The 22,322-nt window shown below is 35.2% G+C and carries 20 protein-coding genes and 1 tRNA gene; 6 read left to right on the plus strand and 15 right to left on the minus strand.

What is annotated here, in order from left to right:
• A partial coding sequence (locus H0X48_02990; protein ID MBA3954258.1) for an SMC family ATPase occupies positions 1-2,564 on the plus strand: 2,564 nt, incomplete at its 5' end.
• A 36-nt stretch (positions 2,565-2,600) separates the two neighbouring features.
• Here H0X48_02990 and H0X48_02995 read toward each other — a convergent pair.
• Entirely contained in the window at positions 2,601-3,191 is a 591-nt protein-coding gene (locus H0X48_02995; GenBank protein MBA3954259.1) for a peroxiredoxin, read from the minus strand.
• A gap of 193 nt (positions 3,192-3,384) precedes the next feature.
• On the opposite strand from H0X48_02995, the gene H0X48_03000 reads away from it, so the two are divergent.
• On the plus strand, positions 3,385-4,383 hold the full coding sequence (locus H0X48_03000; protein ID MBA3954260.1) for a hypothetical protein: 999 nt from the start codon (positions 3,385-3,387) through the stop codon (positions 4,381-4,383).
• Between the two features lie 85 nt (positions 4,384-4,468).
• Here the strand turns inward: H0X48_03000 and H0X48_03005 are convergent, their stop codons facing one another.
• From H0X48_03005 to H0X48_03020, 4 genes are all read right to left on the minus strand, one after another.
• Positions 4,469-5,725 carry a NupC/NupG family nucleoside CNT transporter gene (locus tag H0X48_03005; GenBank protein MBA3954261.1) on the minus strand — a complete coding sequence of 419 codons (1,257 nt, stop codon included), beginning with the start codon at positions 5,723-5,725 and terminating at the stop codon, positions 4,469-4,471.
• A gap of 57 nt (positions 5,726-5,782) precedes the next feature.
• Positions 5,783-6,865 (minus strand): peptide chain release factor 1, encoded by a 1,083-nt coding sequence (gene prfA / locus H0X48_03010; protein ID MBA3954262.1) that lies wholly within the window; start codon positions 6,863-6,865, stop codon positions 5,783-5,785.
• 6 nt (positions 6,866-6,871) lie between these two features.
• Positions 6,872-7,078: a 50S ribosomal protein L31 gene (gene rpmE, locus H0X48_03015; protein MBA3954263.1), complete on the minus strand. Its 207-nt coding sequence runs from the start codon at positions 7,076-7,078 to the stop codon at positions 6,872-6,874.
• 90 nt (positions 7,079-7,168) lie between these two features.
• Positions 7,169-7,244: transfer RNA gene (locus H0X48_03020), tRNA-Asn, on the minus strand.
• Between the two features lie 174 nt (positions 7,245-7,418).
• Between H0X48_03020 and H0X48_03025 the strand changes: the two genes are divergently transcribed.
• Both H0X48_03025 and H0X48_03030 read left to right on the plus strand, forming a co-directional pair.
• Positions 7,419-8,315, plus strand: a complete 897-nt coding sequence (locus H0X48_03025; protein ID MBA3954264.1) for a hypothetical protein — start codon at positions 7,419-7,421, stop codon at positions 8,313-8,315.
• Positions 8,316-8,344: 29 nt separating this feature from the next.
• Positions 8,345-9,220, plus strand: a complete 876-nt coding sequence (locus H0X48_03030) for a hypothetical protein (protein ID MBA3954265.1) — start codon at positions 8,345-8,347, stop codon at positions 9,218-9,220.
• A gap of 69 nt (positions 9,221-9,289) precedes the next feature.
• Here the strand turns inward: H0X48_03030 and H0X48_03035 are convergent, their stop codons facing one another.
• From H0X48_03035 to H0X48_03050, 4 genes are all read right to left on the minus strand, one after another.
• Entirely contained in the window at positions 9,290-9,895 is a 606-nt protein-coding gene (locus tag H0X48_03035; protein MBA3954266.1) for a hypothetical protein, read from the minus strand.
• Between the two features lie 14 nt (positions 9,896-9,909).
• A complete protein-coding gene (locus H0X48_03040) occupies positions 9,910-11,181 on the minus strand; it encodes a DEAD/DEAH box helicase (protein MBA3954267.1) in 1,272 nt (423 codons plus the stop codon).
• A 178-nt stretch (positions 11,182-11,359) separates the two neighbouring features.
• Positions 11,360-12,139: a M15 family metallopeptidase gene (locus tag H0X48_03045; GenBank protein ID MBA3954268.1), complete on the minus strand. Its 780-nt coding sequence runs from the start codon at positions 12,137-12,139 to the stop codon at positions 11,360-11,362.
• Positions 12,140-12,209: 70 nt separating this feature from the next.
• Positions 12,210-13,391: an ATP-binding protein gene (locus H0X48_03050; protein ID MBA3954269.1), complete on the minus strand. Its 1,182-nt coding sequence runs from the start codon at positions 13,389-13,391 to the stop codon at positions 12,210-12,212.
• Between the two features lie 344 nt (positions 13,392-13,735).
• Between H0X48_03050 and H0X48_03055 the strand changes: the two genes are divergently transcribed.
• Both H0X48_03055 and H0X48_03060 read left to right on the plus strand, forming a co-directional pair.
• Entirely contained in the window at positions 13,736-14,422 is a 687-nt protein-coding gene (locus H0X48_03055; GenBank protein MBA3954270.1) for an FCD domain-containing protein, read from the plus strand.
• An 8-nt stretch (positions 14,423-14,430) separates the two neighbouring features.
• On the plus strand, positions 14,431-16,191 hold the full coding sequence (locus H0X48_03060; protein ID MBA3954271.1) for an ABC transporter ATP-binding protein: 1,761 nt from the start codon (positions 14,431-14,433) through the stop codon (positions 16,189-16,191).
• Positions 16,192-16,524: 333 nt separating this feature from the next.
• On the opposite strand, the gene H0X48_03065 is transcribed toward H0X48_03060, so the two are convergent.
• The 6 genes from H0X48_03065 to H0X48_03090 all read right to left on the minus strand — a co-directional run bounded on the left by H0X48_03065 (position 16,525) and on the right by H0X48_03090 (position 22,312).
• The gene (locus H0X48_03065) at positions 16,525-17,883 is read right to left on the minus strand and encodes an MBL fold metallo-hydrolase (GenBank protein MBA3954272.1); all 1,359 of its coding nucleotides are present in this window, start codon (positions 17,881-17,883) and stop codon (positions 16,525-16,527) included.
• A gap of 210 nt (positions 17,884-18,093) precedes the next feature.
• Positions 18,094-19,248: an AAA family ATPase gene (locus tag H0X48_03070; protein MBA3954273.1), complete on the minus strand. Its 1,155-nt coding sequence runs from the start codon at positions 19,246-19,248 to the stop codon at positions 18,094-18,096.
• 233 nt (positions 19,249-19,481) lie between these two features.
• On the minus strand, positions 19,482-20,594 hold the full coding sequence (locus H0X48_03075; GenBank protein MBA3954274.1) for a hypothetical protein: 1,113 nt from the start codon (positions 20,592-20,594) through the stop codon (positions 19,482-19,484).
• 130 nt (positions 20,595-20,724) lie between these two features.
• Positions 20,725-21,093 carry an AAA family ATPase gene (locus H0X48_03080; protein ID MBA3954275.1) on the minus strand — a complete coding sequence of 123 codons (369 nt, stop codon included), beginning with the start codon at positions 21,091-21,093 and terminating at the stop codon, positions 20,725-20,727.
• Positions 21,094-21,157: 64 nt separating this feature from the next.
• A complete protein-coding gene (locus tag H0X48_03085; protein MBA3954276.1) occupies positions 21,158-21,655 on the minus strand; it encodes a prolyl-tRNA synthetase associated domain-containing protein in 498 nt (165 codons plus the stop codon).
• 60 nt (positions 21,656-21,715) lie between these two features.
• The gene (locus tag H0X48_03090; GenBank protein MBA3954277.1) at positions 21,716-22,312 is read right to left on the minus strand and encodes an SAP domain-containing protein; all 597 of its coding nucleotides are present in this window, start codon (positions 22,310-22,312) and stop codon (positions 21,716-21,718) included.
• Positions 22,313-22,322: the final 10 nt, after the last annotated feature.

Below are 22,322 nucleotides of genomic sequence, written 5' to 3' on the forward strand. Positions count from 1 at the left end.
GGGGACAAGCACGTAAAGTAGCAGGCACAGCTAAAGCTGATGAAGGCCTTTTACGTCTTGGACAAACAAGTATGATGGTAAGCTTAGACTTTTCTTGTAACAAAGAATTTTACCGCGTCCGCAGAGAATATACTCACTCAACTAAAGCCTACACTTCACTTGATTTTGGCATAGTAGATCAAACTACCGGCGCTTTTAAGCCACTGACTGATAAAACCATACGAGCTACCCAAGAAAAACTTGAAGCCACGATAGGCCTTGATTTTGATTCATTTGTAAACTCTGCTTTTATAAGACAAGGTCAATCAAACGAATTTTCTAAAAAATCACCTAAAGATCGCAAAGAAATTTTAGCAACTATACTTGGATTAGGCCAATTTGAACTACTGCGCAAAAAGGCATCCGATAGATCACGTCAGTCGGCTCAACAAAAAGAGTATTTAAGCACCTTATGTCAACGATTAGCACAAGAAATAGAGCAAAATCAGTCGCTTGAACTTAAACTACAAGAAGCAACCAATGCCCTTACTGATTTACAAACACAAGAGCTTACTTTTAAGCGAGCACTACAAGACACGGTAAATCAACAACAGGCACTTGCTCCTGCAAAAATTAAAAGAGATACTCTTAACGTACAACAGCAAGAGATAGCACGCAGTATAAAAGAGTATACGAGCACCCTACTGACTGAAATAGCTTGTGCACGGTCTACACTAAAAAAACAACGAGCAACAGTAAATTATCAAAAGCTTGAGGAAGAACGACTCCATATAAACCAAGAGTTACAACAGATACAACTTAAGGGACAAGAGCGCATTACTCTCAAAGAAGCTTATTTGCATAAAAAGCAAGAACTGACAAGCTACGAGCATATGATTGAAGTGCAGCATGCCACAGTACTTGAACAATTTAAAACGACACAGCAATACTGCATACTCTTTAATAAAGAACAAGAATATAAAATAAAAGAGCTTGCTGAGCAATGTCAACGTGACACTAGAGAACTTATTAAACTAGAAGAACATTCTAAAAGCCTAGAAAACACAAGTAAACTAACGGTATCTAGTGCAGCTTTTACACAGCTAGAAAATCAGTTTGATAAGCGCAAAGCAGCATATCATAAGTTTATTGCTCAGGGGAATCTACTTAAATCTGAACTTGCAAGCATAAAGCATAAAAAAGAGCTTAGCCATAATGCCAATAATCCTCTATGCCCACTATGCGAACAAGATCTTTCACAAGAAAAAAAGCATGTGCTTTCTTCCGCATTAGAGAAGACAGAGCAAAGATATACGTGGCAACTTGCGCGATTGACTAAGATTATAAAAAATCTTAAAGAAGTTATTGTTGCACAGCATACTACACTTGAAAAACAAAGAGCAGATGCTCAAGAAGCTGCTATAAGACAAGTACAACTTGAAGATGCAACAAAAAACAAAGTTAAAATACAAGAAAGCTTACTTCAAAAACAAAAACTAGTTTTTGAACTTAACAAAGAGCTTGCTCTTTCACTCGAACAGCTAAAAAACAAGCAACAAGAACAAGCTGCTTTTGAAAAACAAGCTCAAACTTATAAAGTTCAAGATAGTGTTTATACAGCAATAATAAGCCAATTAGATGAACTTTCTAAAAAGCTTGATGCTCTTTCTCATGATACAGTGCACGAAACTGCTTTAAATACACGACTACAACATATTGTAGCTTTACAACAAGATCACGCTCAAACAACCAAAGAAACTATTCTTAAAGACCAGCGTAAATATACTATTTCCAGCACCGTTAAAAGCATTAAACTGCTTAAGCATAAATCTCAAGAGATAGCACTTGAGTTAGCTTTATGCAACTCGCTTTTAGAAGACGATTATCTTCTTGCTCAAAAAGAAACTGATCTGCATACAATACTTCTTAAGATAGCACACCAAAAAGAGCAGCTCATGCATCATAAAGGCGCACTTGAGCAGCAACAAAAGTTTTTTGAACAACGAGCTAGTGAGTATAAAAACTACCAAACTACTATAAAAGAACTTGAAAAAACATCAGAAGAGTATCATGCTATAGCACAAGCTTTAAGCAAAGATGGCATTCAAGCGTTACTTATAGAAGATGCTATTCCTGAAATTGAACATGAAGCAAATATCTTGCTTTCTCGCCTAACAGATAATCAAGCGCAGCTTTCTATTGAGTCACTACGCGATTTGCGTAGCGGCGGTACTAAAGAAACGCTTGATATAAAAATATCTGATACAGTGGGCGTAAGGCCTTATGAACTTTTTTCGGGCGGCGAAGCATTCAGAATAGATTTTGCATTACGTATAGCTATATCAAAATTACTTGCGCGACGTGCAGGTACCGCACTACAAACACTTATTATAGATGAAGGCTTTGGATCACAAGATGACGAAGGCTTAGCACACATAATGGAATCTCTTTATAAAATCCAAGAAGACTTTGCAAAAATTATTATCGTGTCCCATTTACCTGCTTTAAAAGACCAGTTTCCTGTACACTTTTTAGTACACAAAAGCTCTCAAGGAAGCACGGTAAAAGTTATTGAGCAGGGATAATAATCCCTGCTGACATACCTATCTAATCTTGTTTTTTTAAACTTGGGGTTTATGCGCAAAGTAATCAATAACTGACTCTTGAGTTTGCTTAAGTCCCTCTTCACCTGCCAGCCAATTAGCTGGACATACTTCGCCATGCTGCTCGGTAAAAATCAAAGCATCAAGTAACCGCAATATCTCTTGTATATTACGACCCAAATTAAGGTTATTAACCTGCACAACTTGTACTATATTATTTTTATCAAGTAAAAAAACACCACGATAAGATATACCCTTATCTTCATTGAGTATACCGTACTGACGAGAGAGAGATTTAGTCATATCTGAAAGCAATGGATAGGTAATACCTTGAATACCCCCTTCTGCCTTAGGCTTGTCAAGCCATGCTTGATGGCTATACACAGAATCAACCGAAATGCCCAGTATTTCACCATTACGCTCTTGAACTGCTTGATAGATATCTTGAAAAGAATGTAATTCTGTAGGGCATACAAAACTAAAATCAAGCGGATAGAAAAACAAAATTTTATATTTTTCAGCAAAATCTTTTAAGCTTACGGTTCTTATATGACCCTTAACCAAAGCGTCGCATGAAAATTGGGGTGCTTCTTTTCCTATAAGTGACATACTACTCCCGTTACTGTGCTTTTTAAAATAAGTAGGTTTAAGATAATCTCTTATATACTACTGTACCATTACTTAAGTCTATCTGGCAATCAATTAAATATTGCTTTTTCATTATTTTTTAAAGTACTTTTTAAGAAAGGTTAGTATCGTAAACTATACGACAACCAAACAACTCATTAAAAAAGGGCTGAGTGTGAATACGAAAAATATTTCTCGGTTAAAGGCATCTATTGCTACTTTTATACTTTGCTTACTAGCAACTGAGGCAGCTTATGTGCAAAGTTACCAAAATGTATCTTTTTTAAATGTTGACTTTGATACTTCGTTTGGACGCAACGATCCATTTTATAGAAACTACTATTTTAATGTACTTGATAAGATTAATAAAGGCAGATACGACAGTCTTGCACGCCTTGGCATTTCAAGCGGCAATATGAAATTTTTATTTAAATTTTCAAAATATATCTACACTAAAAATAATGTTCTCAAAATACCAAGACAAGCAACACCACGCATACCCAAAATAATACATCAAATTTGGCTTGGCAGTCCCTTTCCAGAAAAATACCGCCATTGGCAAAAAACGTGGCAAAACATGGGTCCTGAATGGAAATATATCTTGTGGACTGATGCTGATATAGCAAAGCTACCTTTAAAAAACAGAGCACTGTATGAGAGATCAACAAATTTTGGAGCTAAATCAGATATTGCACGTATGGAGATACTGTATACCTATGGTGGCGTCTATGTGGACACCGATTTTGAATGCTTGAAGCCTCAAATATTTGGTGAACTTAACCACTATTACGATTTTTATACGGGTATGCATCCTATAGACTCAGGTATACTTCTTGAAAATGCATTGATAGCCTCAGCACCAGGCAATCCCATAGTAAAAGGTTATATTGATGATTTGCCTGCCAATTTTGCCCGTGTACATGATGTAGTACAACAAACAGGCCCTGGCTTTTTCACGCAAGTATTTCTTAAGCATGCTCCTAGAAATCACAAACACATAATGCTCTTTCCGCCTACCTTTTTATACCCTTTAGGCTTTTCTTATTCACAAAGCCATAAGCATTTATCTGCTAACCAAATCAAACAGGCAACGCTTAAGCGCGAATCTCTTGCTATTCATTGGTGGGAAGGCAGCTGGTGGAGCAACAAATCAAGACCACTTACTTATAATTAATAATTAGTAAACACAAAAAGTCGATTGCGCTTGGTATTAAGCTAAAGCGCAATCGACTTTTTTAATTGTAAAAAGCATATTTTAATTACAATACGAGACTGGCTACCATCGCTGAAAGCAAATTAGCCAGTGCACCACCCAACACAGCACGTAGTCCAAGCTCGCTAAGCCATTGGCGCTTTTCTGGCACTAACGCACCTATACCACCAATTTGGATACCAATACATGAAAAATTAGAAAAACCACATAAAGCATACGTTAGTATATCTTTAGTCCGTTCAGGCAAATTCATAGCGACCATTTTACTATAAGCAACAAGCTCATTAACCGCTACTTTGGTACCTATAAGTTCACCTGCTTGTATAGCTTCTTTACCAGTAAAACCAAGCAACCACCCAAAGGGTAGACCAACCCAAGAAAATACCGTGTCTAGAGTAATAAGAGGCAAGTTAAGAGAAAACAACTCGTTAATTTTAAAACAAGTAAAACTCAAAAGACCATTAAGCATACCTATAAGAGCTATAAAAGCTATAAGCATTGCCCCTACATTAAGTGCTAATTGCAGCCCATCAGAAGTTCCTGTTGAAATAGCATCAAGCACATTAGTCGATGGACTCTTAAATGTTGCTTGAGCTCCATGAGCAGTTTCAGGTATTTCTGTTTCTGGATACAAAATTTTTGCGATCACTATAGTGGCTGGAATAGACATTACACTTGCTGCAAGCAAATGAGTCGCAGGAACACCCATACGAGCAAATACTGCAAGTATAGCACCACTAATACTACCCATACCACTTACCATAACAACCATAAACTCTGACTTAGTCATATTTTTAAGGTAACCACGCACAAGTAATGGCGCTTCTGTTTGACCTAAAAAACTATTAGCTGCTGCACACAGGGTTTCTGCTCCTGAAGTACCAAGCAATGGTCTTAATAAAAAACTAATGCCTGAAACAAGCCATTGCACTATACCCAAGTAAAACAGCAAAGACATTAAAGCACCAAAAAAAACTATTACCGGGAGCACTTTAATAGCAAAAATAAATCCCCAGCTTTCAGTAGGAATACTCAATTTACCAAAAACAAATTCTATACCTTGATCAGCAGCCTCATAGAGTTTAGCCACGAGCCCTGCTACATATTCAATACCTTGTTTTCCCAAAGTAGTTTTAAGCACCGCTAAAGCAAGTAAACCATGCAATAAAAGACCACTAACAACTAATTTAACACTTATATGTCTTCTATTGTTAGAAAACAAGAAAGCAATTGCTAAAATAACGAAGATACCCAAAAGATTATAAATGCGATTATGCTCAAGTAAATAGACGCCAATAGACATAGAAGTGGCCCTTAGCACACAAGGTGCTTTAAAAAAATAAAATATATATTTGTGTAGCTATTGTTTAAAGATAAGAGGATTTTTACGCCTTTGTTCATGCTCATGAACACGCAGTGCATCAATAATTTCATCAAGATCGCCGCCCATAACCATATCAAGCTTTTTGAGCGTTACTTCAACTTGATGATCTGTTACGCGATTTTGTGGAAAATTATAAGTACGCACTTTTTCAGCACGCATGCCACTACCGACAAGTTCTTTACGTTTTTGGCTAAGTTCAGCTTCATGTTTTTCATGCTGTGCTGCAAGCAGACGCGATTGTAACATTTTAAGTGCTTTAGCTTTATTTTTATGCTGCGAACGTTCTTCCTGACACGCAACAGCAACTCCGGTTGGTATATGCGTTATACGAACAGCCGAATCGGTAGTATTAACATGTTGACCACCAGCACCACTTGAACGATATACATCAACACGTAAATCGCTTGGGTTGATAGCTATGTCTACCTCTTCAGCTTCAGGCAGCACTGCTACTGTAGCAGTAGAAGTATGAATACGGCCTGCAGTTTCAGTTTGAGGAACACGTTGTACTCTATGAACGCCTGACTCAAACTTTAGATGGCCATATACTTCTTTGCCTTCAATATGTAACACAATTTCGCGGTACCCACCTAAATCGGTGGTACTTGAATGAGTTACAGCAACACGCCAGTTTTGCTTAAGAGCATAGTTAGTATACATACGTAAAAGATCTGCAGCAAAAAGAGAAGCCTCTTGACCACCAGTACCTGCACGTATTTCTAAAAACACCGAGCGATCATCCAGCGGATTGGCAGGGAACATAAGCTTATCAAGAGATTCATATTCTTTTGCTAATTTTAAACGCAGAGCTGCAAGCTCTTCATCATAAAGAGCTGCCATCTCTGTATCGGTATTACCAGTAATAAGAGCTTCTATTTGAGTAATTTCGCACGTTAATCCCACAATATCTTTGTGTTTATTAAGTAACGTAGAAAGTGATGAAAGCTCTTTTTGAACTACATGGCGTTTATTGTTATCAAGAACGGATGTAGTAAGCTGCTCAGAGAGCTCATTATACCGTTGTTGTAACTCATCCCAAGCAATATGAAAACTGTTCATATATAATTACTTGTTACCTTTTTTATACTTCTTTTCAAACTTCTCAATACGACCTGCTGTATCTACAAGCTTTTGTGACCCAGTAAAAAACGGATGACAATTAGAGCAAATAGTTGCGCGTAATTCTCTTCTGGTAGAGGTTGTTTTAAACTCGTTACCACAAGCACAGTGTGCTAACACTTCATTAAGATTTGGATGTATTTCTTTTTTCATAAGTATGACCTTTCTTGCAATAATAATGGCTTTAGTATTAGTATACCATACTCTATGGCGTATGACAATTTTGCAAGCAAGTAGTTTTTGTGGCTCCTCGGACAGGACTCGAACCTGTGACCTAACGATTAACAGTCGTGTGCTCTACCAACTGAGCTACCGAGGAAAGCTATGAGCAGTCTATACTAAAGAGCGAGTAAAAATCAAGTTTTTAATGAAAATTTGCAACACCAACTTATTACACAAAAACTCTTGCTGTAAAAATTTCAATTAGCGTAAACTAGTTAAAAGGGACAGTGTAAAAAGGGTAGTGAATGTATAGCTTTGGAGATAAAAGATCATGAATCAAAGAGTTGCTAAAAAAATACTTATAGCAGTTATGGCAATAACCAGCATAGTTCCTTATAGCAGAGCGATTGAACTACCAGATTTTGTAAGCACCAATGCTATTGCCCATTACCCAGACTTACATTCTAAGAGAACCCATTTCTTTCTTAAGCAATCGGGTATTCAAGTACTCAACACTTTTAAAACTATTTATAAAAGTTCACGCTCTAAACCTGCCGGCAACAATCAAATACCAAAGATAATTCATCAAATTTGGCTTGGCAGTGAACTACCGGTTAAATACCATCATTTTCAAGATCTTCTTAAAAAATTTCATCCAACTTGGCAGTACAAATTATGGCGCGATGCTGATATAGCAGAATTTAAGCTTGTTAACCAAGCTGCTTATAATGAAGCAATCAATTTTGGTGAAAAAAGCGATATAGCTCGTTACGAAATTTTAGAGCGTGAAGGTGGTATTTACTTTGATACTGACGTTCAATGTCTTCAGCCCTTTGATTTTCTTACTGAACGATATGACTTTTTTGCTGCACTTGAACCGCTGCCAAAAAATAGCATGACCTGCTTGTCTTTAGCAAATGCAATTATAGGCTCCAGGCCAGGTCATCCTCTACTAAAAGAATGTATTAAACAGATCAAAAACCCACCCATAGCTACTGCTGGCTGGCACCCTATTTTAAAAACTGTGGTAAAAACAGGACCTGTATTACTTACAAGAGCAGCCTATCAGCATAGAAATTCGTTACTCAACAAAGGTATGATACTTCCTTCTGAGTGCTTTACTCCGGCTAATTCTAATTCTGTAAATAAAAACGATAGTTACAGATTTTGCATTCACCATTGGGACCATAGCTGGATGAAAAAAGCACTTAATAGCCTAGAAGTATAATAAAAAGATTAGTACCAGGAGATAAAAAAATGCGTATCAGGCTTGTTATAGTCTATGGATTGCTCACCTGTGTAGGTGCTTACTTGTATGCTCTACAAAAAAGCAAACTGGTACTGCCAGATTTTGATACAGCCTCTTATATACAAGATAAAAAAACACTTTCTTCTCCAACAACCCATTATTTACTTAAAGAATCCGGAAACACTATACTTGACGCTTTTAAAGATATTTATACCAGTCAGCGCACGTGTGAAGAGAAAAAAAACAGTACACCTAAAATAATTCACCAAATATGGCTTGGCAGTCCTGTGCCTGCTAAGTTTAAGCGTCTGCAACAAAAGCTTAAAGATCTGCATCCAACATGGCACTATAAATTATGGACAGATAAAGACATAGCAGACTTTAAGCTTTTAAATCAGGCTGCTTATGATGAAGCAAAAAATTATGGAGAAAAAAGCGACATAGCTCGTTATGAAATTTTAGAGCGCGAAGGTGGCGTTTACGTAGATATGGACGTTGAGTCTCTCAAGCCATTTGATTTTCTTAATGATCGTTATGACTTTTATGTAGCCCTTGAACCGTTAAGAGCTAATACCCTTACTTGTTTATCAGTAGCTAATGCAATTATTGGTTGTAAAGCAGGTCATCCTATAGTAAAAGAATGTATTGAGCAAATTAAAAAGCCCCAAATTGACACTAAAAATGCTCATCCAATACTAAAAACAGTTATTAAAACAGGTCCCGTTTTACTTACACGTGTATGCTATAATCATCGTGCACTATTAAAAAAGACCGGTATAATACTACCATCTGAGTGTTTTACGCCTGCAAACAAAATTTGGTATAGCAAAAGTACGCCTTACCGGTTTTGTATTCACCAGTGGGCACATACCTGGATGAAATAGAATAATATATTAAAAAAGCCTAGAGTATTTCTAGGCTTTTTGTTTTTACACTCACATAAAATGACAATACTATCTTTTTGCTGCCGTCAAAACCACGTCTGCCAGTAAAGCAGCCGATAAGTGCCATACAACATGTGGCAACGTGTATCCCTTATTACGAGCAAGATAAGCATCAGTCAGATTTATAAGACCAGCTAAGCCAACAGGAGCTAATAGCTTGGGATTATCTTTAAAGACTTTATATTCTCTAAGCACTTTTGACAATACGAATAGAACACCTGCTTTATCTACAGATAACAACCATTGCTTTGGAATACTATGACTTAGTAGAGAAGCTAAACCGGCAGCCATCAATTCAGGTGACCGATGCTTATATCCTACATATAGAAAGCCCACATTAGAAATAGCACACCAAAACTCTGCTACGTAGGGACTTACTTTATACCAATTTTCACGTTGACTAGCCGGACTCGTTAACTGAGAAAACCAACCAGTGGTTGATTCATCTGCTGGATCTGTCCAATAACCGCTACCACGGCTAAAAAGATGTTTTTTCTCTACATTAACTGGCTTTGAAACGCTTTCTTGTTTACCACTGCTCAATGAGCCGCCAGAGAATATAGTGCCATTTTGTAAGCATACAAAGAGCAGTAAAAATACATATTTTTTTACCATAATTATCCTTTCTATTACTCAATAAAAGTAAGCGCTTGACCTATTTTGCTTGCTCGTCCGGTTCTGCCTATTCTGTGAATATAATCTTCATAGGTTTGCGGTAAATCATAATTAATCACATGTGATACATCATCAATATCTATACCACGTGCAACGACATCAGTTGCCAACAAAATTTTAACAGCATCAGCTTTAAACATATCTAAAGCTTTTTTTCTTTGAGTTTGCGTTTTGTCACCATGAATAGCCGCAGCTTCAAATCCACGCTCTTTTAATGCTTTTGCGAGTTTATCAGTTGCTCTTTTTGTACGTGAAAATATAATTACTCGTGTAAAAGCAGGTTTAATAAGAAGATCATGCAATACTTCAATTTTATTTTTTTCTGCTACTTTTACTACATCTTGGTTTACATTTTCAGATGATTGTCTGGTTTTCACACTTATAGAAACTGGGTTATGTAAAAAGCCGTCCATTACTTGTGCAATAGCGGGAGAGATAGTTGCAGAGAAAAACAATGAATGTCTTTTTTCTGGTAGTTTACCAATAATATATTTAATATCATTAATAAAACCCATATCAAGCATAGTATCAACTTCATCTAACACAATAGCGTCATATTTACGAAAGTGTAAACTCGCATTTTGTTCTAAATCAAGTAATCTACCCGGAGTCCCTATAATAAATGCTGGTTCTTTTTTAAGCTGCTGCATTTGCAACTTTAAGCTTAAACCACCAATACAAAGCACTGAGCCTAATCCTGTTTTAGCTTTAAAAAAATCAAGTTCACTCTGAATTTGAGCTGCTAGTTCACGTGTAGGAGTAACTATAAGTACTCTATTTATTTTTTTAGTAAGCACATTATGCACTAAGGGTATCAAGAAAGCTGCAGTTTTACCTGTACCGGTATTTGCAGTAGCAATAACATCTTTGCCTTGTAACAATAACGGTATAGCTTGATCTTGTATAGGTGTAGGAGTAACGTACCCACGCGCACTAATATTTGCTTTAATTTGATCATCAATTAAAAAATCTACAAAGTTATGTTTTGGCGTATAAACTGCCGCTACAGATTGCTCTTCAACTTTTTTTATAAATAATAAAGGGTTATAACTTTTAACTGCTTTTCTTGACTGAGCAGGTTTTGGATTACGGTTAAAGCCTTGTGAGCTACCTGTTTTAGGTTTGCCGCTTGGTGTACCATAAGACTTAGTGCCGCTTTTACCTGTAGCAGGCATAAAGCTGTCTTTTTTTTCTGATCGACGTTTTTCGTTGCTGTATTTTGACATAAATTCCTAAAATTAATGTTTCTTTTTGTTATTATTATTCTAAGTATACAGTAAAAATATACTTTTGTCTTTTTTTATATATGTATATTATAAATATATTTTAGTTTTTTAATAACACCAGCACCACAAGAGTAGATTCTATTTGATAATTTTATAATTACGAGCAAAATTAAAGCAATTACTTTACACTAAAATTAAAATAACTAGTATTGTTACCAGCGGAAAAAGGCTCATTGTTCAAAGTAAAATGCCACCATTCTTTGGCGTAACCTTTAAATCCCTGCTTTTCCATACTAGTTTTTAAATATCTTCTTGATTTTCTATACTTTTCTTCTACAAGTGTACTTTCACCATGAGAAGCCTCATCAAACAAATCAAAAGACGAACCCATATCAACAGTACCATCATCAAGAAAAGTAATAGTATACCCATCTAAAAGTTTAAGTTTTGTGGGTTTAATAGCATGAAGATGTTGACCTGTTTTGATAAGAGTAACATCAACAGTACTACCTCTACTGTGACCTGAACGTTGTGCAACATAACCAAGTTTAAGTATATCTGCTTTCTTTACACGTGGATAATACTCACTTTTTTTGGTATCATCTTGAGTATCTTTAGACCAACGCACAAAACTGTCAACTGCTTGTTGTGGTCGATAGGCATCGTAGACAACTACACTATAGCCATTTTTCTTGACCTCTGCTTGCACTCTTTTTAATGCTTGAGCTGCTGATAGTGTAAGTATAACAATCGGTTTTTTATACCCTTCAATAGATCTGCCCATAAAGTTATTGCTGCTTGCGTAACGTAAAGAAACATAAATAGATGGGTCTATTTCATGTAAATACACAAAACCTTTAGACCTTGCTTCTTGTGTAAGCGCTAAACAAAAGTGATGATTAATAAAAATGCTAATTATAATACTAGCTCGTAAACTTTTTTGTTTAGATAAGTACATAAACCCCTTTATATAGCTTTTCTTAAGCTCTTTAGTAATTAACTACGATTATTGCATATAACATACAACATCATTCATATAAATTACTAATAATAGTATTAGCTGATTTCCAACTAAGTACTGTTGCATAGTTTCTCTTTTGATTTTCTAATCCTCCATACACTACAAAACCATTCGGTTGTTCTGCTTCGCTTAATCTATACCAATACTGTAACGCCGTAAAATAATCAGAAGATACTGTTTTACCTGCCTTTATTTCAACTGGAATAAGCTGTATACCTTTTTCAATAATACAATCTACTTCATGGCCATGGCTGTCTCTCCAAAAGTAAAGATTGGGCAAACGGGCTCTATTGTAATATTGCTTTTGTAGCTCAGAAATAATAAGGCATTCTACTAAACTCCCTTTTAAATAATGAGTATATACTTGATCCGGAGAATCAATACCCAATAACGAACAGGCAAGACCTGTGTCATAAAAGTAAAGTTTTGGAGTTTTCACTAATCTTTTATTGAAATTTTTGTAATGTGGCTGTAACAAAAAAACAATATAACTTGATTGTAATAAAGAAATCCAATGCTGAGCAGTGCGTAAAGGTATACCGCAATCATTTGCAAGCGATGATAGATTAAGCAGTTGACCTATCCGCCCTGCACATAATTTTAAAAAAAGTTGAAAAATAGTTAAATCTTGAACATGAGCTACCTGCCGAACATCCCGCTCTATATAGGTAAGGGTATAGCTAGGATACCATACAAAAGGCTTTATATTTTCATCATAGAGGCGAGGATACGCACCCCTATAGACAAGCTCTTCTACAGTTAATGGTAAAAGAGAGTTTTCTTGTAACTCTGAAATAGAAAGAGGCAAAAGTGTTAGAATTGCAATTCTTCCTGCCAGAGTTTGAGTAACTGCTTGATTAACTAAAAAATTTTGCGATCCTGTTAATATAAAATAGCCATAGACTTTTTCACTATCAACATATGTTTGAATATAAGAAAGAATACTCGGGACATTCTGAATTTCGTCTAAAATAATACCGTGCGGATTACGATAGCGCTCAAGAAAACTACGGGGATCTTCCATAACTTGAGCACGTACATCTAAATCTTCCAAGGATATATACACATGCTTATCAAATGCTATTTTTGAAAGAGTAGTCTTACCTGATTGGCGTGGGCCTAAAAGCGCTATAACTGGTAGTTGTAAAGCTATTTCCTTTAACGTTGATAACAGCTCGCGATGTATCATATAAAACCCCTATTTAAAAATATTATTAATACTTTTGTACATATTTTACAATTTATGTAAAAATTGCACAAGCATAGTGTAAAAAGCAATTTATCTCTTTCCCAAAACAACACCTATGAAATTATCAATAGTCAAATTTTTACTTAAAATTTAACCTAAAAAAATTGTAGCAATATATGCTTTAGGCCTAGTTACCTAAAATGAAATATTAGTATCTGTTAGCGAAGGACAGCAAATTAGCCATAGGCGATGAGGACGAATAGTCTAAATTATTATTTTGTCGACAAAATAAAATATTGTCGATATAATTATACTATAAGTTAAAAATTTACTTGGAGTTAATTATGGCGAAAAAGATACAATTTGTTTCCGACAGCACACTTTCACAGCAATGTTATGAGCACATTCAAAACGAAATAATAGAAGGCATTTTAACACCTGGTCAAAAGCTTAAAGTGGTTCCTATCGCACAGCGCTTTAATATTGGCCAAAGTCCTGTAAGAGAAGCTTTATCTAGATTGACGGCAGTTGGACTAGTAGATATTGAAGAGAATAAAGGCTTTAGAGTAGCGACTATATCAGAAGCTGATATAAGGGACACTTATAGGACCTTTACCCAAATTGAAAATTTAGCTTTAGAGCAAGCAATAGAAAAAGGTGATGTTTCTTGGGAAGCTTCCATAGTCGCCGAGCTTCATAAATTGGGATTAATCGAAAACAAAAGTTATTTTGATTCTTACGCTGAGTGGGTCCAACAGAATTATAATTTTCATGTAGCTTTGATCCGTGGGTGTAATTCTCCAACGCTCCTTGAAATTCGTCGTACTCTTTATATGAAATTTGATCGCTATTGTCGCATGTCTTATCAAATCAGTAAACGTGCATTGTCTTTAAATTACAAAGAACATAAAAAGCTAGCTGAAGCTACTCTTAAGAGAGATACCAAAACCGCACAAGCTTTAATGACTTATCACATTAATGGCATGATTGAAGATGTAATTAAAAAATTTAAAGAAAATAAACTTATTTAGGAACAGCTATGAATGCTACTAATGCTTTAATTAAGTTAGTAAAATATGCAGCACCGAGTACAAAAGCCATAGTTTTTGCCTCATTATGCTCAGTGCTTAACAAGATCTGTGATATTGTGCCTGAAATACTGATTGGTATTTCCATAGACGTAATTGTCAATCAACAACACTCAATTGTAGCAAAGCTAGGCATTGCAAATCCCTTTCATCAATTGTATTTAGTTGGCTTTCTTACTGCATTATTGTGGATTTTAGAATCTATTTTTGAATATGCTTATTCCATTACTTGGCGAAATTTGGCACAAGAGATTCAGCATACACTTCGTTTAAAGACTTACGAAAAAATTCAAAATTTAGATCTAGAATATTTTGAAAATAAGACAACTGGTAGTCTACTAAATACACTTCAAGATGATATAAACCAATTAGAGGGATTTTTAAGCCAGGGCCCCAATGAAATAATACAACTGACTGTTAACATTATTGTTATGGGATTACTCTTTTTTTATCTATCGCCAACGTTAGCACTAGTGACACTGCTACCCGTGCCTTTTGTTATTGGTATCGCCTATTACTTCCAACATAAGTTAGCAAACTTATATGAAGCTGTACGTCAAACTTCCAGTAATTTAACAAGCCATATCGCTTCCCGATTACAAGGTATTGCTACCATTAAATCTTATACAACTGAGAAGTATGAACTTGAGCGTTTACAAAAGCAGAGCAATCTTTATCAAAAGGCAAACTATAATGCAAACCGTGTAACTGCACAGTATATTCCTATAGTGCGCATGGCAATAATGGTCGGGTTTATTATGTCTCTAGTTGTTGGAGGTGTTTACGCTCTGCAAGGGAAAATACCCATAAACTGGTACGCCGCTTTAGTGTTTTTAACGCAACGTTTTTTGTGGCCATTTACGTCACTGGCAACAATCACTGATATGTATGAAAAAACAATGGCATGCGCAAAACGAATACTCGCTATTCTTGCTAGTTCGCCTGCAATTATTGATGGTAATTCTAAAAGCGATATACAGAGCATAAAAGGCCAAATCTATTTTAAAGACGTTTCTTTTTCTTATTCTAATGGCCTGAAAGTTCTTAATAAATTGAACTTCGAAGTCCCTGCACGTAAGATCGTTGCATTTGTTGGCCAGACTGGTTCGGGCAAAAGTACGATTATTAAGCTATTATTACGTTTTTATGATGCCAGTAGCGGTTCAATTTCAATTGATAATCACGCTATAAGAGATATAAAACTTACCGATTTACGTAAGTCATTAGCACTTGTAAGCCAAGATGTTTACCTAGTTGAAGGCACCATAGCCGAGAATATAGCATATGGCACTTTTCATGCATCACGTAACGACATTATAAAAGCAGCCACAATGGCACAAGCGCATGATTTTATAATGGCACTACCACGTGGATATGATACAAAAATACAGGAGCATGGTAAGAATTTGTCTGGTGGCCAACGTCAACGCATCTCAATTGCCCGGGCAATAATTAAAAAGGCCCCTATTATAATTTTTGATGAAGCAACATCCGCTATCGATAATGAAACCGAAAGTATGATTCAACGGTCAATAGTGCAACTTTCGGCAAATCATACAATTATTATAATAGCACACAGACTTTCAACAGTGCGTAATGCTGATACTATCTTTGTTTTAGACAAAGGTTCTATTATTCAATCAGGTAATCATGAAGAACTTTTAAAAAAACAAGGTGTATATGCAAATTTATGGAATGGGCAGTTAAGTTAACACTTTTTTAGCGCTTTGATCCTAGAAATATTTTTTTCTTATGTAATCATATCTTTTACCAATGATACGTCCCAGTAGCATAATGAATCTCCTTAAAAGTAGTTACTCTTTTTAAGAAGATTCATTATGCTTTTTTGTCTCACGTGTATATGAACTTCAACAGGATAGTATGCCGCTTACTTGCTAGCCAGTAGCAAAGGACCTTTTGTCAATTAGTTAGAATCTATTCATCTATTTTTATGAGCTCTTACAATGAGCTTTACTCCATTAGAGCGCGCAGCTGTTCCTGAGCTGTTAACTGCTTGCGCGGTGAAGGATCAGCTCATTACGGATTTAATCTAGATCAAATGATTCTAAATACTTTGGCACGATAACAGTACCACCAAAGCGCTCTTCTATTTTATTTTTTAATGCCTCTGCAGCTGGTTTTTCTCCATGGGTAACAAATACTTTTTTAGGCCTATTTTCAAAATGCCCAACCCATTTCAAAATTTCGTCATAGTCAGCATGAGCAGAAAGAGAGTCTAATACTCTTATGTCTGCTTGAACGGTATAGTACTCATCATCTATTTTTATTAGTTTTTCACCATTGACTAATGCATGTCCTGTTGTACCTTCTGCCTGAAACCCTACAAAAAGGACCGTGTTCTTGGCATCAGAAATAAAACGTTTGAGATGAAACAATACGCGTCCACCATCAGCCATGCCACTTCCAGCAATAATTATTGCCGGCTGCTCAATGCGATCGATCTTCTTAGATTCTTCCGCCGTGAGCGTATACGTAGCAAGAGTAAATATATCCTTACACAAGTCAGATGATAATTCATATTCTTCTTTAAAATCACACGAGAAATTAGCAACATGGATAGCCATCGGACTATCTAAAAAAATAGGAATATCGGGAATCATATTCTTTTGTTTTAATTGATGAAGACAATAGAGGATCGTTTCAGTACGCCCTATAACAAAGCAAGGAATTATAATAACGCCCCCTTTTGCTATTGTTGCATTAACAATATCACCTATAATTTTTATCGGGTCATCTTGTGGATGGAGCCTATCACCATAGGTTGATTCAATAACTAAAAAATCAGTTTGCTTAAGTGCTGGTGGTGCTTTTAGCATAAACTGTTGTGGTCGTCCAAGGTCTCCAGAAAAGGTTAGTTTTTGTTTGCCATCTGATACAATCACAAATGATGAACCAAGAATATGTCCTGAGCGCACTAGGGTAACTTTTAAAGAGGTACCAATATCAATAACGGTATCGTAATCAACCGGATTAAAAAATTTTAATGCGTTCTCAGCATCACGTGCTGTATACAAGGCTACTGCTGGCGGATGATCAGGACCACCCCTTTGATTAAATTTTATTGCCCCTCTTTCCTGCAAGGACCCACTATCGACTAGCATCAGAGAGCACAATGCATAGGTGCCTTTTGAACAATATATTTTGCCCCTAAAACCATTCTTAACTAATACCGGTATATAACCAGTATGATCTATATGAGCATGAGTTACTATAACAGCATCAATGCTTTCCGGGTCTACAGGAAAGGGGTCAGAATTGCTCTGAGTGATTTCCTGAGATCCTTGAAACATGCCACAATCAACTAAAATTTTTATATTTTCGTGCTCTACAAGATAGCGTGATCCTGTTACTCCTTCTACTGCACCCAAAAACGTTATTTTCATGCTTCACCTATTTTTTTCTTGAAATATGCTCTCACTTTATAGCAAGCATAGTTAGAATGAATCTTTTATTACAACAAAAGACCCTTCAGCTTTTTGATTATTTTACCATACAGAGAGAGACAATCGCGAAAAATAAATCTTTAAGAAGCGTTCAGAGTTTATTCAACTATCTTTTTTTGCCACTCAAGAGTTAATTTCTTTTTTTTGTAATTAAATGCAAGCCCAATAAGTACAATTCGTAAGAGCTACTACAAGATACTTTTGGAAAGATTCACTTACTTCAGCATTAGGGTAATTAAGTTGGTACTTTTCAGTTATAGGATCATAGCCCGTTATAGTTAGGTATCCTGTTTGAAAAAGCAATGGAATAAGAGGGATATTATCTATATCAAACGTACCTAAACTATCAGCACTTAACTCTATATCTTTTATATCTTCTAAGACTGGATATTGGTTTTTTATTAAACTAATAAGAAATGAGGGAGTACCTGAGCTAAACCAATAGTTAGCTCTTTTTTTTGTTTTTAAATAGTAAAGGACAGAATAAGGATTATATATCTTTTGAGATGCTCTTTCAGAAAACTGGTAACCATCATACCAGAGTTTCATTTCTTGCATAACTTGCTCAGTAGACATATCTTTATCAGCAGCTAAATCATTTATATATTCATTAAAGTAAAGATCAATTTCGTCTTTAGTATAACCCAGTAGCATTGCAGCTTCAGGCTCCATAGTAATATCAATAAGATTATTAATACCTGAAAAAATAGATGTTTTAGAAAACTTGCTTACACCGGTAATAAAAACAGCATGTAAGTGTTCACTAAGGCCCTTTATGGTATCATAAAAACTTTTAAGCACTACTTGTTGAGCTTGTGCTCGACGTGGATCCTGTAGGTGATCAAGTAAAGGCTTATCATATTCATCGATTAATATAACCACTTTTTTATGTTGTGCTAATTGACGTACTAAAAATGACAGTTTTGATCCTAAACTTGGAGCTTCTGCTATATCAATACCATGACTATGCGCAATATTTTTTAAAGCCCACATTAAGTTTATTTTAAATTCAAGAGCAGTTTCATGATCTATCGTAGAAAAATCCAAATGAATAACAGGATATTCTTGCCAATCATAATCACTTGACTCTATCGACAAGCCAGAAAAAAGCTGCTTATTACCGGAGAATAATTCTTTAAGTGTCGAGATCAACAAAGATTTACCAAAGCGACGAGGACGTGAAAGAAAATAATACCTACCTCCGGTAGCGTAAAGATTGTAAATAAGCTGCGTTTTATCAACGTAAGCATAATTACCAGTTATCATTGTATTAAAATCACTTACGTCTCTGGGTAAATTTTTCATGAACTATCTCAGATGGTAAAAATTAACTATGTCTTTTGTTTCTTTTAGCTTAGCTAAGCACCCGTCTTTAAGCAACTTCAATTTCTAAAAATTAAAAGTGGGAGTTGTTTAAGTAGGTTCTATTGGGTTTTTAGCGTAACCATAAGCAAGCCGACATAAAAAGGTTTAGTAAAGAAGAGTGATGAAAAAAATTGATTTATGGAAATGAGTCATGAGAAATGTCCCTAGTAGAGTTAAGGTTTAGTAAGGTTGTTTATAAACTCAGCTGTAAACTCTTTGTTGTAGATAAGGCCAACGGCAAAAGGAGGTAATCCTTGTTTATTAGGTTTTTTTAGTCCCTTATCAGCTCCTTCAAGCTCAAGTAAGTACGCTAATACCTTTTTGCTTGGACAAGTAATACCATCTTTAATACAGCCTTTAAAAGCATAATGCCATAGATTATTACCAGCTTTATCAATGGTGAATACTGTGTTAAAACCTTTTTTTATTAGAGCTTTAACAGTATCAACATCATCACTAACAGCTGCATGAAAGAGTTGTCTACGTCTAAAATCTATGTAGGCTTTAATTAAGGGATTAGTAGCGTAATCTTTACCTGGTAATGTACCATAAGGATCTAGTGTTGATGACAAAGAGTTTAATAAGTTTTGTGTGCCTACATCATCTATATTAATATTCTGCTCTTGAGATCTAAGGGCAAACAAAAGTTGCTCAAAGCTTAAAGTATTTAGTTGAGGAAGAAACCATAAGCGAGCAGTTTTATCATGGGACCCAGTTAAAGCAAAATTGCCACAAGGACTAAATGCTACTGAAATCATATCATCAGTATGCCCTTTAAGGTCCTTTATAGCACTGCCAGTAGATACATCCCATAAACATGCAATTTTATCAGCTGATCTAGTTAAAGCATATTTACCACAGGGACTAAATACTACCGATCTTACAAAACTATTATGGCCTTTAAGTTCTTGTATAGTAGTACCAGTGGCCAAGTGCCATAAACGAACAGTTTTATCAGAAGATCCAGTTAAGGCAAGTTTGCCACAAGGGCTGAAGGATACTGAGTTTACAATATCAGTATGACCCTTAAACTCCTTGAACTGAATAGCTAGAGCTTTATTTAAAGCATCTTTATATTTTTCTAGTATTTTGCCTTTAAGTCTTTGCTGTATTTCTCCAGGCATGCTAGAGATACTAGCAGAAAGCTTCTCTTGTGATGTTTGAGAAAGTAATGCTTCTATAGTTTTATCAGCTGCTCGATCTTTTAAAGAAGCTAAAGAGCTGAAACTATTTGAAAGGGTTAAAAGAAGAGCGGTAAAAATAATTGATTTAGTGAAATTAGTCATGAGCTAGACTCTTTTTATAATTTATTATTTAGACATATTTATAAATATAAGATTAAATATATTAATGCAATATGTCAAATTAAATTCCTTGGTTAATGGAGCATATTCCTGATAGCAAAGCTCAATTGGCCTAGTAAGAACTTAGATAATGATCAAGTACCGGTTTATCATATTCATCAATTAAAAGAACAACTTTATTTTTCCGAGCTAACTGTTTAACTAAAAAACTAAACTTAGCATTAAGTGTTGGAGCTTGAGATATATCTATCGTATAGTGCTGAGCTATAGAATTTAAAGCCCAACCTAAGCTTAACTTTAATTCGGTAGCAGTCTCATGACTTATATCAGCAAAATCTAAATAAATAACAGGATACTCTTGCCATCTATAGTCACTACTGCTTATCAACAAGTCTTTAACAAGTTCTTTATTTTCAGAAAATAATTCCTTTAACGTAGAAGCCAGAAGAGACTTAGCAAAACGACGAAGACATGAAAGAATTTGTAGTTTCTAATATTTTTAGTTTTAATGTTTAACATCAAACTAAAGATATGACGCTTTTGGCTTATATAAGGTTTTCAAAGTTTATAATTTGATTAAAATTGCCACAATATTCAATAAACTTTTTTAAATCTTTTGTCGATATAACAGTTGTTTGAGTATTTTCTAAAGGATGAAATCCAGCTTGATCATAATTAAATATACGTGAATCTAAAAGAATTTTTACGTTATGATCTTTATCGTTAAGTATGCCAAACGGTGTTACCGATCCGGGCACTACTCCTAAATACTGTTTAAGTAATTCTTCATTAGCAAATCTCAACTCTGGAGCTTTAATATTTTTAGATAAAGGTTTTAAAGCGATTTTAGTATCATAGACAGCTACAATTAAATACAAATTATTTTTGTTATCCTTTAAAAAGAGATTTTTACACCCAATACCTGGAATATGAAAAGCAGCCTTAAGAGACTGCTCAATTGTTAACAAAGGCTCGTGATTATAAGTTTGATACTTAATATTTAATTCTTCAAGTTTATTAAATAAATTTTCTTTGGCAGTCATAACTTTTCTTTATAGAGTAGTTGTCAAGGAAATGCTTTTTCCAAGATAATCTGTGTTTAACTACGTTAAATCTAACAAATTTTTAATCTTATACACATACTGCATACGCTCTTTTTCCCATGCTGTAATAATTTCTTTTTTTGAGGCAGCTGGGTTATGAATTAAAAATTGTTGCGTAAAATTAATATAGGCCCATTCTTTTTTAGGTACCACTTTAGTCTGTTTTCTATTAAGATATTCTTGTTGCCAAAACAAAGCAAATTCTCTATAGGTCGGAGGATTGCCAGAAATCCATCTTTCATTAAGCCAGTCAATGCCAAATGCAGTAAAGTGAAAATGATTGCCAATAACTGTCTTAAAAAAACTGCGAGTCTTAGCATCGTTCTTATATCCCCCATAAAGCATTAAAGCATCAAGCTCAAGATTATAGTCTACAAGTTCTTTATTTGCCTTAGATGTACTAGGAAGTTCTTGCAAATGTACAACCTTGCCTGTCTCTATAAATACTGTGATACGATTTATCAAAGCAACTTTATTACCTTTTATAGGTAGACTATAAGTTGCGCATAAGCCTTTAAGCTCATTGATTTTCATGTAATATAAAGCTTCATGTAGTTCATTAAGCTCATGAGCATGCAATAATTTTTTAGCTATCATCTTCTTAAAT

The sequence above is a fragment of the Candidatus Dependentiae bacterium genome, from assembly GCA_013821315.1.
Classification (GTDB): Bacteria; Babelota; Babeliae; order Babelales; family Babelaceae; genus JACDHA01.